17 protein-coding genes are annotated in these 21,418 nt (G+C 42.2%); 10 read left to right on the forward strand and 7 right to left on the reverse strand.

Annotation, left to right across the window (positions count from 1 at the left end; genetic code table 11):
- Positions 1–272: 272 nt before the first annotated feature.
- Both AC5590_RS34730 and AC5590_RS34735 read right to left on the reverse strand, forming a co-directional pair.
- Positions 273–1,148, reverse strand: coding sequence for an ABC transporter substrate-binding protein (locus AC5590_RS34730; RefSeq protein ID WP_169267735.1), 876 nt, complete (start codon positions 1,146–1,148; stop codon positions 273–275).
- Positions 1,149–1,164: 16 nt separating this feature from the next.
- Positions 1,165–1,974 (reverse strand): ABC transporter ATP-binding protein, encoded by an 810-nt coding sequence (locus AC5590_RS34735; RefSeq protein WP_169267736.1) that lies wholly within the window; start codon positions 1,972–1,974, stop codon positions 1,165–1,167.
- A gap of 111 nt (positions 1,975–2,085) precedes the next feature.
- Here AC5590_RS34735 and AC5590_RS34740 point away from each other — a divergent pair, with 111 nt between their 5' ends.
- From AC5590_RS34740 to AC5590_RS34750, 3 genes are all read left to right on the forward strand, one after another.
- Positions 2,086–2,634: an effector-associated domain EAD1-containing protein gene (locus AC5590_RS34740; RefSeq protein ID WP_248277374.1), complete on the forward strand. Its 549-nt coding sequence runs from the start codon at positions 2,086–2,088 to the stop codon at positions 2,632–2,634.
- A gap of 63 nt (positions 2,635–2,697) precedes the next feature.
- Entirely contained in the window at positions 2,698–3,177 is a 480-nt protein-coding gene (locus tag AC5590_RS34745; protein WP_348982750.1) for a trypsin-like serine peptidase, read from the forward strand.
- Between the two features lie 247 nt (positions 3,178–3,424).
- A complete protein-coding gene (locus tag AC5590_RS34750; RefSeq protein WP_169267737.1) occupies positions 3,425–4,573 on the forward strand; it encodes an SUMF1/EgtB/PvdO family nonheme iron enzyme in 1,149 nt (382 codons plus the stop codon).
- Between the two features lie 329 nt (positions 4,574–4,902).
- On the opposite strand, the gene AC5590_RS34755 is transcribed toward AC5590_RS34750, so the two are convergent.
- The 3 genes from AC5590_RS34755 to AC5590_RS34765 form a co-directional block, all read right to left on the reverse strand.
- A complete protein-coding gene (locus AC5590_RS34755) occupies positions 4,903–5,145 on the reverse strand; it encodes an AbrB/MazE/SpoVT family DNA-binding domain-containing protein (protein WP_169267738.1) in 243 nt (80 codons plus the stop codon).
- A 336-nt stretch (positions 5,146–5,481) separates the two neighbouring features.
- Positions 5,482–5,775, reverse strand: a complete 294-nt coding sequence (locus AC5590_RS34760) for an antibiotic biosynthesis monooxygenase family protein (RefSeq protein ID WP_169267739.1) — start codon at positions 5,773–5,775, stop codon at positions 5,482–5,484.
- Between the two features lie 22 nt (positions 5,776–5,797).
- Positions 5,798–6,532: an SDR family oxidoreductase gene (locus AC5590_RS34765; RefSeq protein ID WP_169267740.1), complete on the reverse strand. Its 735-nt coding sequence runs from the start codon at positions 6,530–6,532 to the stop codon at positions 5,798–5,800.
- A 247-nt stretch (positions 6,533–6,779) separates the two neighbouring features.
- On the opposite strand from AC5590_RS34765, the gene AC5590_RS34770 reads away from it, so the two are divergent.
- On the forward strand, positions 6,780–7,109 hold the full coding sequence (locus tag AC5590_RS34770) for a winged helix-turn-helix transcriptional regulator (protein WP_169267741.1): 330 nt from the start codon (positions 6,780–6,782) through the stop codon (positions 7,107–7,109).
- Positions 7,110–7,174: 65 nt separating this feature from the next.
- On the opposite strand, the gene AC5590_RS34775 is transcribed toward AC5590_RS34770, so the two are convergent.
- The gene (locus tag AC5590_RS34775) at positions 7,175–8,173 is read right to left on the reverse strand and encodes a FecCD family ABC transporter permease (protein ID WP_169267742.1); all 999 of its coding nucleotides are present in this window, start codon (positions 8,171–8,173) and stop codon (positions 7,175–7,177) included.
- Between the two features lie 174 nt (positions 8,174–8,347).
- Between AC5590_RS34775 and AC5590_RS34780 the strand changes: the two genes are divergently transcribed.
- From AC5590_RS34780 to AC5590_RS34800, 5 genes are all read left to right on the forward strand, one after another.
- The gene (locus AC5590_RS34780; RefSeq protein WP_169267743.1) at positions 8,348–9,682 is read left to right on the forward strand and encodes a TIGR03279 family radical SAM protein; all 1,335 of its coding nucleotides are present in this window, start codon (positions 8,348–8,350) and stop codon (positions 9,680–9,682) included.
- Between the two features lie 133 nt (positions 9,683–9,815).
- Complete coding sequence (locus AC5590_RS34785) at positions 9,816–12,683, forward strand: family 10 glycosylhydrolase (RefSeq protein ID WP_169267744.1); 2,868 nt, start codon at positions 9,816–9,818, stop codon at positions 12,681–12,683.
- A gap of 636 nt (positions 12,684–13,319) precedes the next feature.
- Positions 13,320–16,217 (forward strand): PAS domain S-box protein, encoded by a 2,898-nt coding sequence (locus AC5590_RS34790; RefSeq protein WP_169267745.1) that lies wholly within the window; start codon positions 13,320–13,322, stop codon positions 16,215–16,217.
- Complete coding sequence (locus AC5590_RS34795) at positions 16,195–17,415, forward strand: EAL domain-containing response regulator (protein ID WP_169267746.1); 1,221 nt, start codon at positions 16,195–16,197, stop codon at positions 17,413–17,415. Before AC5590_RS34790 ends, AC5590_RS34795 begins: the two co-directional genes overlap by 23 nt.
- Before the next feature lie 208 nt (positions 17,416–17,623).
- Positions 17,624–18,718, forward strand: coding sequence for a hybrid sensor histidine kinase/response regulator (locus tag AC5590_RS34800; RefSeq protein WP_169267747.1), 1,095 nt, complete (start codon positions 17,624–17,626; stop codon positions 18,716–18,718).
- A gap of 9 nt (positions 18,719–18,727) precedes the next feature.
- Here the strand turns inward: AC5590_RS34800 and AC5590_RS34805 are convergent, their stop codons facing one another.
- Entirely contained in the window at positions 18,728–19,738 is a 1,011-nt protein-coding gene (locus AC5590_RS34805) for a zinc-dependent alcohol dehydrogenase family protein (protein ID WP_169267748.1), read from the reverse strand.
- Positions 19,739–19,996: 258 nt separating this feature from the next.
- On the opposite strand from AC5590_RS34805, the gene AC5590_RS34810 reads away from it, so the two are divergent.
- Positions 19,997–21,247: an HhoA/HhoB/HtrA family serine endopeptidase gene (locus AC5590_RS34810; RefSeq protein WP_169267749.1), complete on the forward strand. Its 1,251-nt coding sequence runs from the start codon at positions 19,997–19,999 to the stop codon at positions 21,245–21,247.
- The last annotated feature ends 171 nt before the right edge of the window (positions 21,248–21,418 follow it).

The following is a 21,418-nucleotide window of genomic DNA, read 5'->3' on the forward strand; positions in this document are numbered from 1 at the left end:
GCGCTTACGCCCAAGCCGCGTGCGCTTTGCGCTTACGCAGTCGCCTAGGTCGGGAGAGCCGTCATTCGCGCTGTCTCACCTCACTCCGCCCTAACGGGCACCTCTCTCCTTAGTTTTGGTTGATATGCGTGTTGGATTCATGACTGATACCTCACCCCGCCCTAACGGGCACCCCTCTCCTTACTAAGGAGAGGGGATGGGGGTGAGGTTTTAAAATCGCAGATAAATACAGATAATTTATCTGCGATTTTATTTTCCAAAAATTTGACTGTTTACTTTTGCCCTGATAATGCTACTTTGAGTTTTCCACAAGCTTTTTCAATCGCATTTATACTCCCAGGATTGACAAGTCCGTAGTAGTCGAACTCATAGACTCGATTATTTTTTGTTGCTTGGAGTTGATTCCAAAAAGATTCTGACTTGAAAGATTTTAATAATCCAGGTTGAGGACTAACAACAATTAAAACTTCTGGATTTGCTTCCAAAACTTTCTCAGCAGAAAGCGTCACATAACCAGGTACTGAAAATTTACCTTGTAAATCTGCTGATACATTTTTGGCTTGAAATTTATCTAACAAATTTCCTGCCCAACTTTTTCTGCTGGGTGACAAAATTGGTTGACGGCTAACCAGCACTAATGTGGAAGGATTCTGAATCGATTTTTCAGGTAAAAAAGTTTGATAGCGGTTTAATAGCGGCGTTGGTTCAGCATTAACTATTTTTGCCAGAGTTTTGGTTAAATCTTGTAATTTTTCCCAACTATCAACCTTAGTCAGTAAAGTTGTTATACCCAGCTCTTTGAGTTTGTCGGTAATCGGATTAGAAAAACCTTCAGCGCCAATAACCAAATCTGGTTTCAGTGCGACAATTTTTTCTAAATTTGGTGGTGTTTGCTCCTGACTCACACGGGGAATATCTTTAAATCGTGAGTCATTTTTGAATAAATCGCTACCACTCATCCCGACTAATTTTGTGCTATCAAGTTGCTCAACAATATCAGATGATAGAGATGAGAGGGTTACAATTCTTTTAGCTGACTGTTGGGTTTGCGGCGATGTAGAGGTAGTAGTAGTGGTTGCACTTGTACAAGCAAAAGTGACCAAACCTAACCACAGTATGAATCCAAATAGTATAACACGACGTTGCATAATTACCCGATAATTTTTATTCATTATTTGATGCGGCTTCGTATTCCTCATCAATAGCAGCCAAGGAGCAAATTTGCAAACCAACTGGTGTTTCCAAGACAGCAACTTCTATACCCAAAACATCAGCCAAGTGTTCAGGCGTCAAAACTATCCTTGGTTCTCCTACTGCCCAAATTTTACCTTGGGACAACAATGCAATGCGAGAACTATACCTTGCTGCTAAATTCACATCATGCAACACTGTGATAATGGATAACTTTTGTTCTTTGTTGAGTTGTTTGAGCAGTTCCAGTAACTGCAACTGGTAGCGGATATCTAAATAAGTGGTTGGTTCATCTAATAGCAAAACTTGCGGATCTTGAGCTAAGGCTAACGCCAAAAAAGCTCTTTGTCGTTCACCACCGGATAATTGTTCGACGGGGCGATCGCACAAAGATTGCATCCTAGTTAATTCTAAAGCTTTCTCAACTTTTTCTCTATCTTCTGAGTTTAACTCCCATTGCCACCAAGGTTGATGGGGTGTGCGTCCTAATGAAACCAACTGTCGGACTGTTAACCCCGGTGGTATCGTTTGCTGTTGCGGTAATAACGCCAGTTTTTGAGCGACAGCAGTAGCTTTTTGGGTGTGAATAACTTTTCCATCCAACAGTACAGCGCCTGTTTGCGGTTTCAGCAGGCGACTCATGAGTTTTAGGAGGGTGGATTTTCCTGAACCATTCGCACCGACTAGACTCAGCCATTCTCCTGCTTGGAGTGCGATACTAATTTCTTGGACAATGGGTTTACTATCGTATCCACCACTGAGATTGTTTGTTTCTAATGGCATCGAAAAAAGTTAAAGATTAAAGGAGTCAAAATACACAATTGCTGGAAAATGGGTTAAGAATGGAGTTCTAAAATTGTACTGCACATATATCGCACTCGCGTAAAAGAACCCATGAAATTAACTGGTCCGCAATACAAACAATTTACACAAGCTCTAATTGACGCGTTTCCAGAGCAGCAAAGACTTGCTGAATTAGTACAATTCCAGTTTGGAAAAAACCTAAATGTAATCGCAATGGGCAATGACTTACAAGCAATTGTCTTTAGATTAATTCAAGCGGCAGAAGCTGAGGGATGGGTTGATAAACTGATTGCAGGTGCTCGTGAGTCAAGTCCTGGAAATCCAGCATTATTTGTCTTTGCTCAAGAGTTCAATCTTGCAACTCCTATGCCACCACAGCTATCAGCAAGAGGCGCATTAGAGAAAATTATTAAGAAAACGAATAGTTTTCTAGACGTGAATACATGGCGAGAAAAGTTAGGCACAATTGAAGCGCAAGTCTGCCGTATAGAAATTACCAATAACAATAATAAGAAAGAATTTGGTACAGGTTTTCTGATTGCACCAAATGTGGTGATGACAAATTACCATGTCATCGAATCTGTGGATTCAGGACAAGCAAATGCTAGCAATGTTATTCTGCGTTTTGACTATAAATAATTAGCGGATGGCAATATTATCAACAAAGGTACAGAGTATCGCTTAGTAGAGGATGACTGGCTGATTGATAAAAGTCCTTACACCAAAAATACTTTACCAACACCTGACGAATTAGATTATGCTTTGCTTCGGGTAGATGGAGTTCCTGGAGAAGAAGCGATCGCGAAAAACTCTGATCCAAATGCTCCACAGCGAGGATGCATTTCGTTACCTACCCAAGCTTATGAATTTTTGCCTGAGACTCCATTATTAATAGTGCAACATCCAAAAGCCGAGCCATTAAAATTGGCGTTTGACACAGATGCTATTATTAACATCAACGAAAATGGCACAACTGTTAAATATAAAACCAATACTCAGCCTGGTTCCTCTGGTTCTCCATGCTTTGACATTAACTGGAATTTAGTAGCGCTGCATCATAGCGGTGATCCTGACTGGAGAAATCCAACTTACAACGCGGGAACACCGTTCAGTGCTATTTGTTCACGTTTAGAGAAGCAAGGTTTATTGGCTGATTTACGAAGTGGTCAACCAATATGGTGAATATTTCTTTATACTCAGATTTTGCACGATTGTCTCGTTCCTTGTCTCTGGCAAGGAATGCAGCAATGGAGGCTCCGCCTCCTTTTGATACTAGAGGCAGAGCCTAAGCAAATTTCATTCCCAAACTCTAGCCTGAGAACGAGAGTGACGCTTTGCATTCTCGTCCGCCTGGGAATTAATTCCGAGGCGGTCAAAATGGGCCATAAGCAGCAAAATTTTATTTTTTCTAACTATGGAGTAGCCGTTAATGGGTTTGTCTGGAGAAACAATCAGGAAAATAAGAGAAGCACTCAAGTCTGCCTTTCCAAACCGAGACGAACTGGTGATGATGCTACACATGGAACTTGATATACCCGAATCAGAAGTTCCTAATAATTCCAACTATAATTTAGTGGTTTTCAACTTAATACAGCAGCTTGACAGCCAAAATCGTATACCAGAATTAATAAAGGGAGCGTTGAATGAACGACCTGGTAATCCTGATTTACAGAAAGTCGCTCAAGAAATTAACGCTATCTATTCCAAACTTAGCAACAAATCAGTTTTAAAATCCTTTGAATTTGATGTGGTAACGGTGAATGCTCAAGGTTGGAAAATCAATCGCAAAAGATGTCGAGCACAATACTTTACGGAAGACTTAGGAAACGGAGTGACCCTAGAAATGGTCGCGATTCCTGGTGGTACGTTTATGATGGGCGCACCAGAGAATGACAAATATAGTACAGATGACGAACGTCCCCAACACCAAGTCACAGTTCAACCCTTCTTTATGGGTAGATATCCCGTAACTCAAGCACAATGGAGAGCTGTAGCGGCTTTAGCTCAAGTCAACAAAGAACTAAACCCAAATCCGTCTGGATTCAAGGGAAATGACCGACCAGTAGAGAGAATCTCTTGGTATGATGCATTAGAATTCTCTGCCAGACTTAATTTTAGAATCAATTTCACAGCGGGAAGAGATTATCGGTTACCCAGCGAAGCGGAGTGGGAATATGCTTGTCGTGCAGGTACAGCGACGCCCTTTTACTTTGGTGAGACGATAACGACTGATTTAGCAAACTATAACGGTAACTACACTTACGGAAACGCTCCCAAGGGAGAGTATAGACAACAAACCACCCCAGTAGGAAGCTTTTCACCAAATGCCTTTGGTTTATACGACATGCATGGCAATGTCTGGGAATGGTGTGCTGATACTTGGCATGACTATGAAGGAGCACCCAAAGATGGCAGTGCATGGATCAGGAATAATGATAATGATTATCGGCTACTGCGGGGTGGTTCGTGGTACCTCGATCCTGGTTGCCGTTCTGCCGTCCGCGGCAGGTACTACCCCGACTACGCCTACGACTTCGTCGGTTTTCGGGTTGTGTGCGTTGCTGCGGTAATTATTTAGTATTATTTTATACTTTTGTCCGTTTCCCCTTTACTTTTTTTCTTTTCTCTTTTCTCTGTGTCAGCGGAGCGAGATAAATTTTTTTCACAAATCAAACTATCTTCCTTATAAACACAAATTTTAATTAAGATATGACAACGGGAGCATCCCAATGCATGCAAAAACATGTTTGTCATTGCGAATGAAGCGAAGCGGAATGAAGCAATCGCAAAGTCTAGATGTTGCGATTGCTTCGCTCCATTTCATTACGCTCGCAATGACAACTAGTCATCTGAGTTTGATATGACTTACACATTTGGGATGTTACCGTTTTAATAAGAATGGACTATTCACCAAATTTCATTCCCTATAGCAATTCCAGTATCAACTTCAGAATGGAATTTATCTGGTGTCATACCTTCGAGTAATTCATCAAGTGTATATTTTTTCCGCTTTTTTGGTGTGATGACAATGCTATCACCCGAAATGCTCAAACTCACATCGCTTCCTTCTTGAATTTGTAGCTGTTCTGCCAATGCTCTAGGAATGCGAACCGCTAAGCTGTTTCCCCACTTCGTAATGATGGTGGTCATAAATTCCCTAATGATGTTGCATCAAGAATGACACGCTTAAATGTTCTTTTCACATGTATCTACTTTGAAGATACATGACCTCTCCCAAAACGTCAATCGTGCTGGTTACACCTTCGTTCACTAATACCCTTTCATACGGTTGGTTAACAGTCAGCCGCGCCACTCCCAAGGACAGGCAACCATTTTATGGGCTTTTGGCAAAGAAGAGTTGAACGTTGAAAACGCACAACCTCGTTGAAGAATTGAGAGTTTTCTCAATAATCCCATAGCACTATAAAAAACCTGCCCCTGAGAGTCTTACTCAGGTCGTTCTGGTAAAGCTAGATAAATTTCTGCTCAGTATTCCGCTTCGACGATATACAGTGCAGGATTAACTTCTAACCACGACAGATGTTTCTCCTGTGGTTCATGCTCAGAAATTGCGACTTGATAAGCTTCTACACTTTCCCAATGGGCGACATTAATGAACTGAAACCGAGCGTTGGGATCTAAACTGCGATGTAGCTTTGCGTCAATAAATCCTGAGGCATTTTTCAAAGATTGACCCGTTTCGTTCCACGTTTTGATGAATTCCGCTTCTTTGCCCTGAGGTACAGCAAAGACATTGATGAGTGTGACAGGTGAGGTCATTGGTGCTTCTCCTTGCTTATGATTATACAATGCCGCCATTTGCCCGTAAACTTTGTCCCGTCACCCAGTGGGCATCGTCAGAAACCAGCATGGCAACGGCACTAGCAACATCATCCGGATGACCTAAACGTCCGAGTGGCGTTTGAGCAATCAGTTGATTGACTTGCTCCTGATCGAGTACTAATCCATCTGTATCAGTCACACCGGGAGAAACCGTGTTGACAGTAATGCCGCGTGTGCCCACCTCTTTCGCCAGTGCTGCGCTAAAATGCTCAATTGCCGCTTTGCAGCCTGCATATGCTCCTCCAGCGGGTATCGCCATTGCCGTACCACTGGTCGAGATACTGACAATCCGACCGCCATCTGCTAAGTGGTGGGCGGCTTGCCCAAGGGTAAAGTACACACCGCGCGTGATATCGAACATGCTGTTGTATTGGTCTTCAGTCATCTCTGAGGTGGGTTTGAAGATATTTTTTCCCGCTGCATTGTTGACCAAGATGTCTACTTTACCAAAGTGCTGTGTGGTTTTCTCAAATAGGGCGCGAACTTCTTCCAGGTTACGCACATCTAGCTGAATAGCGATCGCCTGTGATCCTCCTGCTTCAATCGCCCGGACAACTTCCTCGGCTTTGTCTCGATTGCCCGCATAGGTAATCACAACATTTGCCCCGTCTCGTCCTAATCGTTCAGCAATAGCCCTTCCAATACCGCGAGAAGAGCCAGTAATAATCGCAACTTTTCCCTGTAAAGATGACATCGTGTTACTTGTTGATCGTAAAGATATTCATTCAACAATTTCCAGGTTATATTTATGCTTACTTTTTGGGAAGTACTTACTTTTTTGTTAGTGCCTATACTAAGATCTTGCACCATTCTCAATAATCGTAGGTGGGCACTGCCCACAACGTCAAAATAAGGGTTTGAGCAAACAGTAAGCAGTGCCCACCCTACTGCAAGAAACCAACTGGTGCAAGATGTGGGTATAGATAGATGAGGTGAAGTAGATGCCAGAAGAACAGACAGAAGGCACTGTATTTGTGCAGACAACATTAAAAGTATTAGGCGGCAAATGGAAGATTTTGATATTGTGGCACTTGAAAGATCGAACAAGACGATTCAGTGAACTGAAGCGATTAATGCCTGAAATTACCGAAAAAATGCTTATTCAACAACTTCGAGAACTAGAGAAAGATAAGATTGTCAATCGACATGTTTATTCAGATGTTCCTCCCAAAGTTGAGTATTCGTTCACCGATTACGGCAGAAGTCTTGAGGCTGTTTTACAAGTCCTCTGTCATTGGGGCGAAGAACATCTAAAACGAGCAGAAACTTAGATGTAGTCTTCTAGAAGTCGTCTCCATCATATCTCACCAACAAATCAACTCTGGGATTTTGACCACTAATTAAAATTTCCTTTGCGTTGATACAGCAACCAAATAAACAAAGGCGATCCAAAAAGCGCGGTGACCGCACCAACTGGTAACTCCACAGCACCCAAGCGAGATAACAAATCAGCTGCTGTCAGGACTAAAGCACCGCCAACAGCACTCAATGGCAAAACAACTCGATAATCTGTGCCAACGAACAAGCGGATACCGTGGGGAACGATTAAGCCGACAAAACCAATCAATCCGGCGACACTCACAGCACCTGCAGCTAGTAGTGTCGCAATAGCACCGATAAAAATGCGCGATCGCACCAAGGAAACCCCCAACCCAACTGCCAAATCATCTCCCAAATTCAGCAAGTTGACACTACGTCCTAACAAACTTCCTAGCAATAAGGATAAACAAATATATGGTCCTGCAATTACTACAAGATTCCATCCTCTTCCATTCAAGCTGCCAATCAACCAATTTAACGCGACTTGCACTTGTCCATTGTCTGTCAACAGCAACAATAGCGATTGAATTGATCCAAATAATGAGCTAATCGCGACTCCACCTAAGATAAGGCGTTCAATTGAAATCCCATCTCCAGTCTTAGCAAGCAGATAAACAAAAAGAGTTGTTAACAAACCGCCAACCCAAGCAGCCAAAGGAACCCAACTCTGTAATATTCCTAAGGTGAATATTGGCACAACGACCAAACCTGCACCAGCAGAGATACCCAATAAGAATGGATCTGCCAGTCCGTTTCGTAACATTCCCTGAAGCAGTGCGCCAGACATTCCCAAAGCCGCACCCACCAAGATTGCTGCTAGAGTGCGAGGTAATCGTAAATCCCAGATAATTGTTTGATAGAGCGTATCACCCTGACGGAGTATTGCTTGCCATAATTGAGATGGAGTCATCCCGACTGCCCCAAATGACAGGGAAAGCCCTATCATGAAAAATAGTGCAACACTCAATGATAGAGTTGTCACCAGCACACGGTTGCTTAAAATTATTTTTTGCACTCGAACTGTAAATTGCTACTTTTAGTACTTAAGTTTCAAGAATAATACAAACATTCTATTTTCTTTCACAGTCCGTTTTAACGGACTTGGGTTATTAGCCTTGAACTTGAGTTCAAGGCGTTTATGGAAAAGGTGCAAGATATAAGGTAACTTATATGCCTTAATATACAACTCATGAGTATCTTTCGTCCCGCCCGAATATCTAAAGTCCTACCAGACTCCATCGCTGCTGAAATTGGATTTGAACCAGGAGATGCAATTGTCAGCATCAACGGCACAAATCCTCGCGATTTGATAGATTATCAATTTTTGTGCGCTGATGAGGTATTAGAACTAGAAGTTTTAGACGCTGCTGGAAAAAGCCATTCCCTTGAAATCGAGAAAGACTATGACGAAGATTTAGGGGTAGAATTTGAAACGGCTCTCTTTGATGGTTTGATTCAGTGTAATAACCGTTGTCCATTTTGTTTTATCGATCAGCAACCACCAGGTAAGCGCTCAAGCTTGTACCTGAAAGACGATGATTACCGACTGAGCTTTTTGTATGGTTCTTACTTAACTCTTACCAATTTAGGTGAACGAGAATGGCAGCGAATTGAAAATATGCGGCTGTCTCCTTTGTATGTGTCTGTCCATGCGACTGAACCTGAGGTTAGAATTAAGCTGCTGAAAAATCAACGTGCAGGACAAATATTGCAGCAAATCAAGTGGTTTAAAAAAAGAAGATTGCAAATTCACGCGCAAGTTGTCGTTTGTCCTGGTATTAATGATGGTGCTCATCTTGAACAAACACTGAGAGATTTAGCATCTTTCCATACTGGACAAGTACCTGCCGTTGCCTCTGTGGCAGTGGTGCCAGTCGGTTTGACGCGATTTCGTCCAGAACAAGATGAACTGATACCTGTAACCAGAGAAAAGGCACAAGAAGTCATTTCCCAAGTGCGTTCGCTACAGCAAGAATTTCGCAAGAAAAAACAAAACTGTGTTTGGCTTGCTGATGAGTGGTTTTTGATTGCTGGTGAGGATTTGCCAAGTGAATCTGAATATGAAGATTATCCTCAAATAGATAACGGTGTTGGTTCTATTAATTTGTTTATAAAACAATTTACAGAAGCTGCTGACAAGTTGCTACCACCAAAAGTGCAACCAAAAAAATTAACTTGGGTTGTTGGCAATGCAGTAGAGCAAGCATTTCAACCTATCTTGAAGCGATTGAATTCTGTTGAGGGTTTAGATATCAAAATGTGTGCTTTGTCAAGCGATTACTGGGGACAAAGTATTTCCGTGACGGGCTTGCTAACGGGTCATGATTTGCTTTTGAAGTTACAGGGGCAAGATTTGGGAGACGGAATTTTGCTACCAACTGTCATGCTAAAACATGGTGAATTGGTATTTTTAGATGATACAAGTGTTGAGGATGTGGCTTGTAAGCTGGATGTAAAAATATTTCCAGTGGCGGGAGTTGAACAGTTTCTTCAAACTTGTATCAAACCACTTCATGTACAATAATGAATCGTCTGTAAATTGTATTCAAAAACGAATCGCTGAATTGCACTAATACATAGCGTGCCTGTAGGGCATACTTTGTTCTTTTAAGGGTGTCCTACTGGCAGATGTTGAATTGTTAAAGTGAGAGTGTGTAGTGAGAAATCAGAAAAGAGGAAGTAAAAAGATAAAATCAAGAATTCAAAAAGCAGGATTTCTGATTCTAAATTTCAATTTGTTAATATTTCATTTACTAAACATTCTCCCAGCCACAGCGGCAACTTCAGAACCAGTATTGAGCATAGTCCAGAGTGACGAAAATGCAAATCAGTGGACAGGAATCACAAACCGCTTGCAGACGGCTGGAGTTAAGTATTGTGTGATTCCTTTATCTAGTGTGAGGAGTGCGGCAGATTGGGGCGATCGCACAGTTTTATTTTTACCAAACGTCGAATCATTAACGCCAACACAAGCCATTGCTCTGGAAGAATGGATGAGCAAAGGAGGACGCTTAATTGCAAGCGGTCCTGTAGGAAGTTTATCAGCACCGGGAGTGCGACAGTTACTGCGAAGTATTCTAGGCGGCTATTGGGGATTCAGCCTTGATAAACCACAAAAGCTGCAACCATCACCAAAAGCAAAATTCGTAGAATGGGCAAACCAAAACGGACTCTTCGGTCAAGTCCGGGGTGGCGTCGTGATTGCTGATAACGCCACAACTACTGCTGCTGCTATTTGGGGTGGCAAAGATAACCCAGCAGCAGTGGTAGCTAATGAACGTTCCACCTTATTTGGCTGGCGCTGGGGTGTAGATGCTGCTTCCCCAGCACAGCTAGATAGCGCCTGGTTACAAACTACCATAAACCGTTTTTTAAAAAGACCTTCGAGTGCTCCAACTAAAGTAGCGGGAGGTTCTCAAACCTGCTCCACCACCGTGGCTAAAGCGCCAGCAACTCCGACGGGACAAAAAAGAGCAGGGGAAGCAGGGGGAGCAGAGGGAGCAGGGGAGCAGGGGAGCAGGGGAGTAGGGAGCAGGGGAGGATATACCACCATCACTTCCTCATCTTCCCCATCTTCCCCATCTCCCCCATCTTCCCCATCTCCCCCATCTCCTCCATCTCCTGCACCTCCCCCCAAAATTGCCACAGCTCCTCAACCCAGACCTATTCCCAGCATCACACCTCCAAAATCAGAGGAAGCAATTGACCAACTTGAACAAAGAGTGCGGTTTGATGTTGTCCCTAACTCACAAGCACCAATTAGCCGAAATGAAGCGCTTACCTATCAGCATGAGTTAGAGAATCTTATTGGTAGAGTCGAGAGTGCCAATTTAGCAGCACTCGCTCTTTCTGAAAATAGTAACAATCCAGCGTTAGCAAAGACGCAACAGGCACAGGTGGCATCAACAAGACCTGGGGCAACATTTCCTAGGACAGAACAAGCTTTAGATGCTGCTCGTGAAGTTGTGAAAAATTTGCCCGAATTGATTGCACAAAAAAACTACGCTCAGGCGCGTCAGCAATGGTTGATGGCAAGAGCGAATTTGTGGAACCAATTTCCTCTCAATAAGAGGTTGGCTCAACCAGAAATCAGGGCAATGTGGCTTGACCGAGGAACGATTATCCGTGCGGGAAGCGAGCAGAGACTGGCTGAGATTTTTGATCGCATAGCGCAAGCCGGAATTAATACCATATTTTTTGAAACGGTTAATGCTGGCTACACGATTTATCCCAGCAAAATTGTGCCCCAGGAAAATCCATTAGTTCGTAATTGGGACCCATTAGCATCTGCTGTCAAGTTAGCTCATGAACGAGGTATAGAATTACACGCTTGGGTTTGGACTTTTGCTGCTGGTAATGAACGTCATAATCGACTCCTCAATATAAATCCTAATTACCCAGGGCCAGTCCTTGCGGCTCATCCTGATTGGGCAGGTTACGATAATCGCGGTCAAATGATTCCTTCTGGACAGACTAAACCATTCTTTGACCCAGCAAATCCTCAAGTACGGCAGTATTTGCTCAGCTTGTACGAGGAAATTGTCAGTCGCTATGACGTGGATGGTTTACAACTAGACTACATTCGCTATCCCTTCCAAGATCCAAGCGCTAACCGGACTTACGGTTATGGGAAGGCGGCTAGAGAGCAATTTCAACAACTGACTGGCACAGACCCAGCGAAGATTTCTCCAAGGCAACAGCAATTATGGCAAAAATGGACAGAATTTCGTACTCAACAAATTGATAGCTTTGTTGCTCAAGTGTCACAACTGCGACAAAAGCGACCTAACTTGATTTTGTCGGCTGCTGTATTTCCCCTTCCAGAACAAGAACGCATTCAAAAGCTACAGCAGCATTGGGAAGTTTGGGCAAGGCGCGGCGATATTGATTTAATTGTGCCTATGACTTATGCCCAAGATACCCCGCGCTTTGAGCGACTGGCACAACCTTGGATAACAACTGCTACACAACTAGGTTCTTCGCTGCTGGTGCCAGGAATTCGCCTACTTTCTTTACAAACAGTTGGAGCATTCGATCAAATTCAGCTAGTTAGAGACTTGCCTGTAGCTGGTTATGCTCTGTTTGCAGCACAAAATTTCACCAATGACCTTAACCAAGTCTTTAATAATACTCAAGGTAGCCCTCAACGCACACAAAAAGAACCCATTCCCCACCGCCAACCTTTTCAAACTGCTTGGATCCGTTACACTACTTTACAACGTGAGTGGAAATTCGCACAGCAAAATAATCAGCTGCGAATAACTTCCACAACGCTTTCAACTCTTAACTCCCAAGCGGAAGTTGTGCAAAGTGCTTTAAATCAGCTGGCTACTAACCCAGATAACACTAAATTGGCAACAGCGAGAACATCGCTTTTAAGGTTACAGTCTCAATTTAGAGAGTTGATGCGTCTACAAGCGTTGGAAAATCCATATCAAGTCAGAGTTTGGGAAAATCGTCTTGCCACGATAGAGAAGTTGTTACGTTACGGAGAACGAGTACAGTTGCACCGCTCCCGGAGTTAAGGTGGGCATTGCAATCCCCACCGTAATATCAATTCAAAATTCGCTCATTCAATCCGGAAGAAAGCCGAGACGAAACTTGGGTTTGGGAGTGTGTATCTGTCGCATTCTTTTTTCAAATTGGTATAACTTGAAAATAAGGAGTGAAGCGCCCAGTGTTAACGTTTACGCAGCGCCCCTTTTAGGGGCTAGTAGACGCCCAGGTCGCCGTAGGCTAGGAGGGAGTGAGGGCACCAAAGAGTAAAAATCCTTTCTCCCAGCACCAGATGCTCCCTGCTCAGAGCGCTAATGATAAATCTTTAACCGAACACAATATGAAGCGTATTGGTTAATAAGCGAAGCAGTGCGCTGGCTCGTCTTTGTTCATCGAGTCGAGTGCAAAAATAGTGTAAAAACATACTTATTTACGAGAATTTACGCAAGAAAATACCGATAGACAAGGTAAAAATGAAAAGACACCAGGACTTACGCACGAACAACGTAACTATAGTCCGCAGCGACGTTCAAGAAGCATAAGCCCTATGCGCAAAGCGTGTGCGAGTGCGACAAGTGTGTCTGTTTTGGTGAGTTCTTTGCTGTTCAATACATCACTTAATAGATAGAAAACAATTTTCTGCTATTAGATTCTTGCAAACATTTATGCACACCTTTGCTCAATTTATTTCACTGCCATCATTAGATTCTGCAATTGACTTTTTTCCCCTAACTGTTTCACCCGAAACACTTCTATCAGATGTCATAGCTCTGATGAAGAACCATGAACCGCAAGCAAGGTGTGTGTTGATAGTTGAGAATTTGCAGATAGTAGGGTGGTTTACAGAGCATGATGCTTTACACCTTCTATTTTCAGACGTCAACCTACAGACTGCCAAGGTGTCTGAAGTCATGAGGACTTCAATACCCACCCTAAAATATTCTGAGATTCCTTGTGTAGTATTTATACTGTCATTTTTACGCCAATATAATTTATTTTGTGTACCACTCATTGGTGAGCAAGGTCAACTCCTTGGCTTATGCACTTATGAAAGTATTTGTCAAGCCTTACAACAAGCACAGGACATTATATCGAATCCGTCTTATGGCTGCATGTTTGCCAGCAACGAAGATATTACCGAGCAAAAAAGAACTACTGAGACATTGCGTGAGAGTGAGGAGCAATTCCGCAAACTGGCAAACGAGTTACCAATACTCATGTGGATAAGTGATGTTAATGGTTTGAATACATTTGTCAACCAATCTAGCGTAGAATTTACAGGACGCCCTTTTGAAGAGTTACTAGGTGAAGGTTGGCTTGAAGGAATTCATCCTGAAGATAAACAGCACTGTGTTGATACATATCTACCAGCATTCAAAAATCATCAACGTTTCGACTATGTCTATCGTTTTTTGCGTGCTGATGGAGAGTATCGTTCGCTGAGCAACATAGGCGTTCCAAGGTTTGAATCTGATGGTAGCTTTGTTGGTTACATTGGCTGTTGTATAGATATTACTGAACGTGTAGAGGCAGAATTCGCATTACAAGAAGTACAAGCAGAGCTAGAAACGCGAGTTGAGGAGCGAACAAGGGCTGTCAAACAAATGAATCGGCAGCTGATTTTTGAAATGACTGATCGTGTTTATGCAGAAGAGCAACTGCGACAATCGCAGCAAATGTTGCAGTTGATCATGGACAACATTCCCCAAGGTATTTTCTGGAAAAATACAGCTTCTGTTTACTTAGGTTGTAATCGCATCTTTGCCAAAATGTTTGGTCTTGAGACTGCAGAAAATGTTGTGGGCAAGACTGACTACGATTTCGTGGTTAACGAAGAGGAGGCAGATTTTTACAGTGAATCTGACCTGAAAGTGATGCAAACTGATACGCCCGAATATCACATTATCTTTTCCCGCATCCAAAAGGATGGTAAACAAGTTTGGCTACAGGCAAGTAAAATCCCACTTCACGATCATGAAGGCAATGTCATGGGGGTTCTTGGCACTTTTGAAGACATTACTGAGCGCAAACAAGCAGAAGAAAGTTTACAACTGCGCGATCGCGCGATCGCAGCTAGCAGTAATGGCATCATCATTGCTGATGTTACAATGCCAGACTCGCCAATCATATATGCTAACTCAGCTTTGGAGCAAATCACTGGTTATTCAGTAGAGGAGGTGATTGGGAAAAATTACAGTTTTCTCCACGGCTATGATATCAATCAACCGGGTATGACCGAGTTACACGATGCCATTGCGCAAGGAAAAAGTTGCACCGTAGTTTTACGTAACTACCGCAAAGATGGTACACTATTCTGGAATCAGGTCAGTATTTCTCCGGTTTATGACAATCATGGTCAATTTACTCATTACATTAGTATTCAAAGTGATATCACGGAACGCAAGCAGGCAGAGGTGGCGCTCTTAGTTTCGCAAGAGCGGTTGCAATACTTACTTTCTTCTAGTCCTGGTGTGATTTATAGCAGCAAAATCGAGAGCGACTATAGCATTACGTTTATGAGCGCAAACGTTATCGCGACACTTGGGTATGAAGCACATAAATTTACTGCTGATTCCAGGTTTTGGGCTAGTCATATTCACCCAGAAGACTTACACCAGGTGTTTGTAGCGCTGTCAAAACTTCTTGAGCAAGGGCACAATAGTCACGAGTATCGATTTTTGCACAAAAATGGTACATATCGCTGGATGTACGATCAAGCAAAGCTGGTACGGAATGACGCTGGTGAACCATTGGAAATTGTCGGTTACTGGCTGGACATAACAGAACGTAAGCAGCTAGAAGAGGAATTAAAAGCTTCGCTGTATAAAGAAAAAGAACTGAATGAACTGAAATCTCGCTTTGTCTCAATGACTTCCCATGAATTTCGTACGCCGTTGAGCACTATTCTTTCCTCATCAGAGTTATTAGAACACTACCGCCATAAATGGACTGAGGAAAAACAACTGTCTCACCTGCATCGCATTCAAACTTCTGTCAAGCGTATGACTGAGATGTTAAACAATGTCTTAGTGATTGGAAAAGTGGAGGCAGGAAAATTAGATTTTAAACCCATGCCCTTTGATTTAGTTGAATACTGCCATTATCTAGTGGAAGAATTACAACTGAATGTTAATAATCAACATGCAATCAACTTTAGTAGTCAATCTGATTCCATGCCATGCTGTATGGATGAAAAATTGCTAGGGCATATTCTGGGTAATTTACTCTCGAATGCAATTAAGTATTCTCCAAGTGGTACTACTGTCAGATTTTCCCTGACGTTTGAGAATGCTTTAGCAGTCTTTAGAATTCAAGACCAAGGAATAGGTATTCCACCAGCAGACTTACCTCACCTATTTGAGTCTTTTCACAGAGCAACAAACGTAGGTAACATCCAAGGTACGGGGTTAGGATTAGCAATTGTAAAAAACTGCGTGGAAACTCATCATGGTGAAATTACGGTAAAAAGTGAAATTGGGCTGGGAACTCTATTTACTGTAACTCTGCCGTTAAACAATTACATTCCATCAGAGGCAAGCCATGACCAAAATTTTAGTCATTGAAGACGAAAAACTAGTACGAGAAAACATTATAGATTTATTAGCTGCAGAAGATTTTGATACTATTGCTGCTGCTAATGGACGCATTGGATTAGATTTAGCACTTTCTCAAACTCCTGATTTGATTTTATGCGACTTAATGATGCCAGAAGTTGATGGTTATGGTGTCTTGACAAGATTACGTGAAAAACCAGTCACAGCAAGTATTCCATTTATTTTTCTGACAGCAAAATCTGCTAGGACTGACTTTCGTCAAGGAATGGATTTAGGTGCTGATGACTATCTGACAAAACCATTTACTCGGACTGAACTATTAAATGCGATCGCAAGCCGCTTAACCAAGCAAGCAAGTTTGGCAAAGCAAGTCTCTACCAAATTTGACGTCCAGACTTTCTCTCCCAAACAACAGATGATAGAAATGTTTTTGCGTCGTGCTATAGAACGGGAGGAGTTTGAGCAATTTCTGGTTTACTACCAACCTATAGTCGATATTCATTCTGGCCGAATTATCGGTGCTGAAAGTTTATTACGTTGGCAGCATCCAGAATTAGGAATGGTTACTCCCACAGAATTGATTCCTTTAGCAGAATCGACTGGTTTAATTCTCCCTATTAGTGATTGGGTATTAAAAAATGTTTGTCAACAAATGAAACTCTGGCATAATCAAGGATTCACAGACTTGCGCATAGCTGTTAACATATCGGCTAATCAATTAAAGCAACCTAACTTTACTGAAAAAATAATTCATCTTTTATTGGTCAATAACTTAGTCCCAGATTGCTTAGTTTTAGAGTTAACTGAAAATATAATTAGACCAGATATAAATCAGGCTATTTCAACTATGAATGAAATTCATTCTTATGGAGTTAAAATTGCTATTGATGATTTTGGAGCCGGATATACTTCTTTAATTTATTTGAAGCAATTACCCATTCACACTTTAAAAATTGACCGATACTTTATTCAATGTATTGCCAATGATTTACAGAAAGCAATCATTACTACGGCATTGATTCAAATGGCACATAATCTTAACCTTCATATAGTTGCCGAAGGTGTGGAAACGGAACAGGAACTTGCTTTTTTGCGTCAACATAAATGTGATGCAATACAAGGGTTTTTCTTTAGCCACCCATTACCAGCAACAGAGTTTGAAAAAATCTTAGTTGCTAAAAAACGCTTAAATATGTCAACCGTATAATATTTTTTATTCAATGTAAATGAATGATTATCAATTATCAATTATCAATTGTCGCTATAAATGAGCGTTTAGGAAAAATTAACAATTGATAATTGACAATTGATATTTTGACGATTAATGTTAATGGACTACGAAATAAGACGTAATCGTAATCGATAACCAATCAAATCAAAATCTAATTTTTTAAAAGAATTAAGTTTTTTTAAATATGTATAAAATTTTGATCATAGAAGATGAGACAAGTGTCAGACAGAATCTTTTGGAATTACTAACTTATGAGGATTTTGATGTTATTGCGGCAGAAAATGGTCAGCTTGGTGTGAAGTTAGCTCAAAAGGAAATTCCCGACTTGATTATTTGTGACGTGATGATGCCAGAACTAGATGGTTATGGCGTTTTAAAAACGTTACGTCAACAATCTACAACAGCAACGATTCCGTTGATTTTTTTAACCGCTAAAACTGAGAAAACTTACTTACGCCAAGGGATGGAATTAGGAGCTGATGACTATTTAACAAAGCCTTTTACCCGCGCAGAACTAATTGCTGCGATTTCCTCCCGATTAAAAAAACAACTTGCCATTCGTCAGCAGTCACAAAGAAGGCTGGATGATTTGCGTAGTAGTATTACCATGTCTCTTCCTCACGAAATGAGAACACCACTAAATGGTATTTTAGGTTTTTCAGAACTTTTAATGAAAGAAGCCGATAACCTTTCTCGGCATGAAATTTTTGAGATGGCAGAAGGTCTTCATAAGTCGGGAAAACGCTTACACAGGTTAGTTCAGAATTTTTTGTTGTACACAGAACTCGAAATGATAGCAACAGATCCAAAACGAATGAAAAACTTGCAAAGCCATAAAACTGTTTTCCCTTCAATGGCGTTGCAAAAATTAATTACTGAAAAAGCTCAACAAGTGGGACGTTATACAGATTTCCAAGTCGATTTACAAAGCCCTTGTTGTGTACAAATTTGCGAAACAAGACTTTCTAAAATTATTGAAGAACTAATTGATAATGCCTTTAAGTTTTCAATATCAGGAACAGAAGTTTATCTAACAAGTACTTCAGTTAGTAATCAACTGATGATCTCACTGACCAACTACGGACGAGGTATGACAGCCGCTCAAATTGCTGAATTGGGAGCATACCGACAATTTGAGCGCCAACTCTATGAACAACAAGGCTCAGGTTTGGGTTTAATCATTGCTAAACGTATAGTTGAGTTATACGGAGGGGAACTTTGTATTCACAGTAAGCTAGGAGAAAAAACAGTTATGCAAGTCGTGCTTCCGTGTATTTGAGCCTTACTCCTAAAAGCGCAGCGCAATCTTACCGAAATGCGCGCCACTCTCCATATACTCTAACGCCTGTCGCGCTTCCTCAACGGGGAACACTCGGTCAACAATGGGTTTGATACCATGTAAAGCAATTCCCTTGTTCATTGCCTCAAACATAGCGCGACTACCTACGTAGATGCCTTGTACAGTTATCCCTTTGTGCAAAATCGATGTTGTACTAACATCTGCGCTGAATCCAGAAAGTACTCCAATGAAACTGATATATCCACCGTAGCGTACAGCGCGTAGGGATTTATTGAAGGTTGCAGCACCCCCAACCTCAATGACGCGATCAACTCCCACCTCATTTGTCAGTTGCCAAACTTTCTCATCCCAATTTGGTGTGGTTTTGTAATTAATAAGTTCAGATGCTCCAAGTTCCTTTAATTTCTCTAACTTCAAGTCGCTGCTAGAAGTGGCAATGACTTTTACCCCCATTATCTTGCCAAACTGCAAGGCAAATAAAGAAACTCCTCCCGTACCTTGTATCAGAATAGTATCGCCAGCTTTCAGTTTGCCATCTGTTGTGAGGGCATTCCAAGCTGTGACTGCTGCACAAGGTAAGGATGCTGCTTCCTCGTCAGAAAGATGTTCTGGGACATGAACAACGCCATCTTCATCAAGCGTCACGTACTCAGCTAAGATACCATCAATCGCTCCACCCAACGCTGATTTTGATTTGTCTGCTGAAAACTCCCCTTCTAACCAGGTTTGCATGAAGATTCCAGCGACGCGATCGCCTACTTTGACTCTAGTCACTCCCTCGCCAACATCAACCACTTCCCCCACACCATCAGAAAGTGGAATAAACGGTAGCTTTTGCTTAGAGCCATATGCTCCTTTGACAGTCAACAAGTCCCGATAGTTGAGTGAAGCAGCACGCATCTTGAGGAGGACTTGTCCTGCTTTTGGTTGTGGTTCTGGTTTTTCAACCAGTGTCAATGCTTCCAAACCTTCTTTAGACTGAACTTCCCAAACTTTCATTGCTGTTTCCTATTACTTTTTTCTACTGCTTTGTGATCACAAATTGGTGCAATATTGAATCTGCCTTGTATTAGTATGACTCTAGCGAGTGGTTACAAGCCAACAACACACCGTCCAGTCATAATGGTCGTAAAGGTGCCGATATTATTGACACTGATTTTTTTTGAAATCCAAGCACACAATATTGATGGGTTGTCAAAAAACTTGATTCTTCGGGTTTGTGCAACCTATAAGCTCTTTGCAATAGCAGAAATTACTATGTCTTTGTCATCTTCACAAGAACAACGTTTCCCCTCCCTCTGGCGTCAAGTGATTAGCCATGCTCTAATCGCTGTCTTGAGTGTAGGGTTAACTTTGACGACTTTATGGGCATTTCCCAATTTACAAATTTTTAAGGAGTCATCTCTACCCAGTGCTACCGCACCTATAACTTCCAGAGTCGAAACAACCCCATCTCCAATAGCAGCAGATCAAGAAATTCCTATCCGCAGTTTCGTTAGTGCTGCTGTCAATCGAGTTGGATCTGCCGTCGTACGAATTGATACAGAGCGTACGATCACAATGCGTGCGCCTAATTCGTATCTTAGTGATCCTTTTTTCCGTGATTTTTTTGGTAATGATTTCTCTGCAATGCCTCAAGAGTACCACCAACGCGGAGAAGGTTCTGGTTTTATTATTGACCCCAATGGCATGATTCTCACCAATGCTCATGTTGTCAGCGGTGCTGATTCTGTCACTGTCACCCTCAAGGATGGACGCAAGTTAAAAGGAGAGGTGAAAGGGGTGGATGAACCTTCAGATTTGGCTGTTGTCAAAATTGATGGGAAAGATTTGCCAGTAGCTGCCCTTGGGAACTCCCAAGACTTGAAAGTGGGTGATTGGGCGATCGCAGTCGGCAACCCGTTAGGATTAGATAACACGGTAACTTTGGGTATTATCAGCACGTTGAATCGATCCAGCGCTCAGGTTGGCATCCCAGATAAACGCTTGGACTTTATCCAAACTGATGCTGCGATCAATCCTGGTAACTCTGGTGGTCCCTTGCTGAATGAACAAGGTGAAGTGATTGGCATTAATACAGCAATTCGTGCTGATGCTCAAGGAATTGGGTTTGCTATTCCTATCGACAAAGCTAAGCTTATTAAAGATGCTTTGGTTCGTGGTGAGAAAATTCCGCATCCTTACATTGGCGTTCGGATGATGACTCTTACACCAGAATTGGCAAAACAATCCAATAATGATCCCAATACAGCCATAACTTTACCACAAATCAATGGTGTCTTGGTGATACAAGTGATACCTAATAGTCCTGCTGCTACTGCTGGTGTGCGTCGAGGAGATGTCATTACCCAAGTTGGTGAACAAGCGATAACGACTGCCGAACAGTTGCAAGACTTGGTAGAACTCAGTCGAATCAACCAGCCCTTGCAAATGAAGGTACAACGGGGTGAACAAACTCAACAGTTGAGCGTGCGACCCGGTGAACTGGGGGAAACTATGAAGTCTTAAATCAGTGAAGACTTCGACAAGCGAAGTGCATCGCAGTTATACAGTGAGTCCAGTGCTGCCAAGAGTTGTGCCTTGCGGAGCCAGTACTTGATGAGGGTTTCCCTCACTTGGTATCTGGTGAGACCAGCGCTGCAGGAGGGTCTCCCTCCGTAGGCGACTGGCGAACCCGAA

Source organism: Brasilonema octagenarum UFV-OR1 (genome assembly GCF_963888615.1).
In the GTDB taxonomy this organism is placed as follows: domain Bacteria; phylum Cyanobacteriota; class Cyanobacteriia; order Cyanobacteriales; family Nostocaceae; genus Brasilonema; species Brasilonema sennae.

Coding starts and splice junctions, on each gene's coding strand:
- AC5590_RS34760 (WP_169267739.1), bottom strand. CDS start 5,775: ATGACCTCACCTGTCACACTCATCAATGTCTTTGCTGTACCTCAGGGC.
- AC5590_RS34800 (WP_169267747.1), top strand. CDS start 17,624: ATGTATAAAATTTTGATCATAGAAGATGAGACAAGTGTCAGACAGAAT.
- AC5590_RS34735 (WP_169267736.1), bottom strand. CDS start 1,974: ATGCCATTAGAAACAAACAATCTCAGTGGTGGATACGATAGTAAACCC.
- AC5590_RS34765 (WP_169267740.1), bottom strand. CDS start 6,532: ATGTCATCTTTACAGGGAAAAGTTGCGATTATTACTGGCTCTTCTCGC.
- AC5590_RS34780 (WP_169267743.1), top strand. CDS start 8,348: ATGAGTATCTTTCGTCCCGCCCGAATATCTAAAGTCCTACCAGACTCC.
- AC5590_RS34805 (WP_169267748.1), bottom strand. CDS start 19,738: ATGAAAGTTTGGGAAGTTCAGTCTAAAGAAGGTTTGGAAGCATTGACA.
- AC5590_RS34795 (WP_169267746.1), top strand. CDS start 16,195: ATGACCAAAATTTTAGTCATTGAAGACGAAAAACTAGTACGAGAAAAC.
- AC5590_RS34750 (WP_169267737.1), top strand. CDS start 3,425: ATGGGTTTGTCTGGAGAAACAATCAGGAAAATAAGAGAAGCACTCAAG.
- AC5590_RS34740 (WP_248277374.1), top strand. CDS start 2,086: ATGAAATTAACTGGTCCGCAATACAAACAATTTACACAAGCTCTAATT.
- AC5590_RS34810 (WP_169267749.1), top strand. CDS start 19,997: ATGTCTTTGTCATCTTCACAAGAACAACGTTTCCCCTCCCTCTGGCGT.
- AC5590_RS34730 (WP_169267735.1), bottom strand. CDS start 1,148: ATGCAACGTCGTGTTATACTATTTGGATTCATACTGTGGTTAGGTTTG.
- AC5590_RS34770 (WP_169267741.1), top strand. CDS start 6,780: ATGCCAGAAGAACAGACAGAAGGCACTGTATTTGTGCAGACAACATTA.
- AC5590_RS34755 (WP_169267738.1), bottom strand. CDS start 5,145: ATGACCACCATCATTACGAAGTGGGGAAACAGCTTAGCGGTTCGCATT.
- AC5590_RS34790 (WP_169267745.1), top strand. CDS start 13,320: ATGCACACCTTTGCTCAATTTATTTCACTGCCATCATTAGATTCTGCA.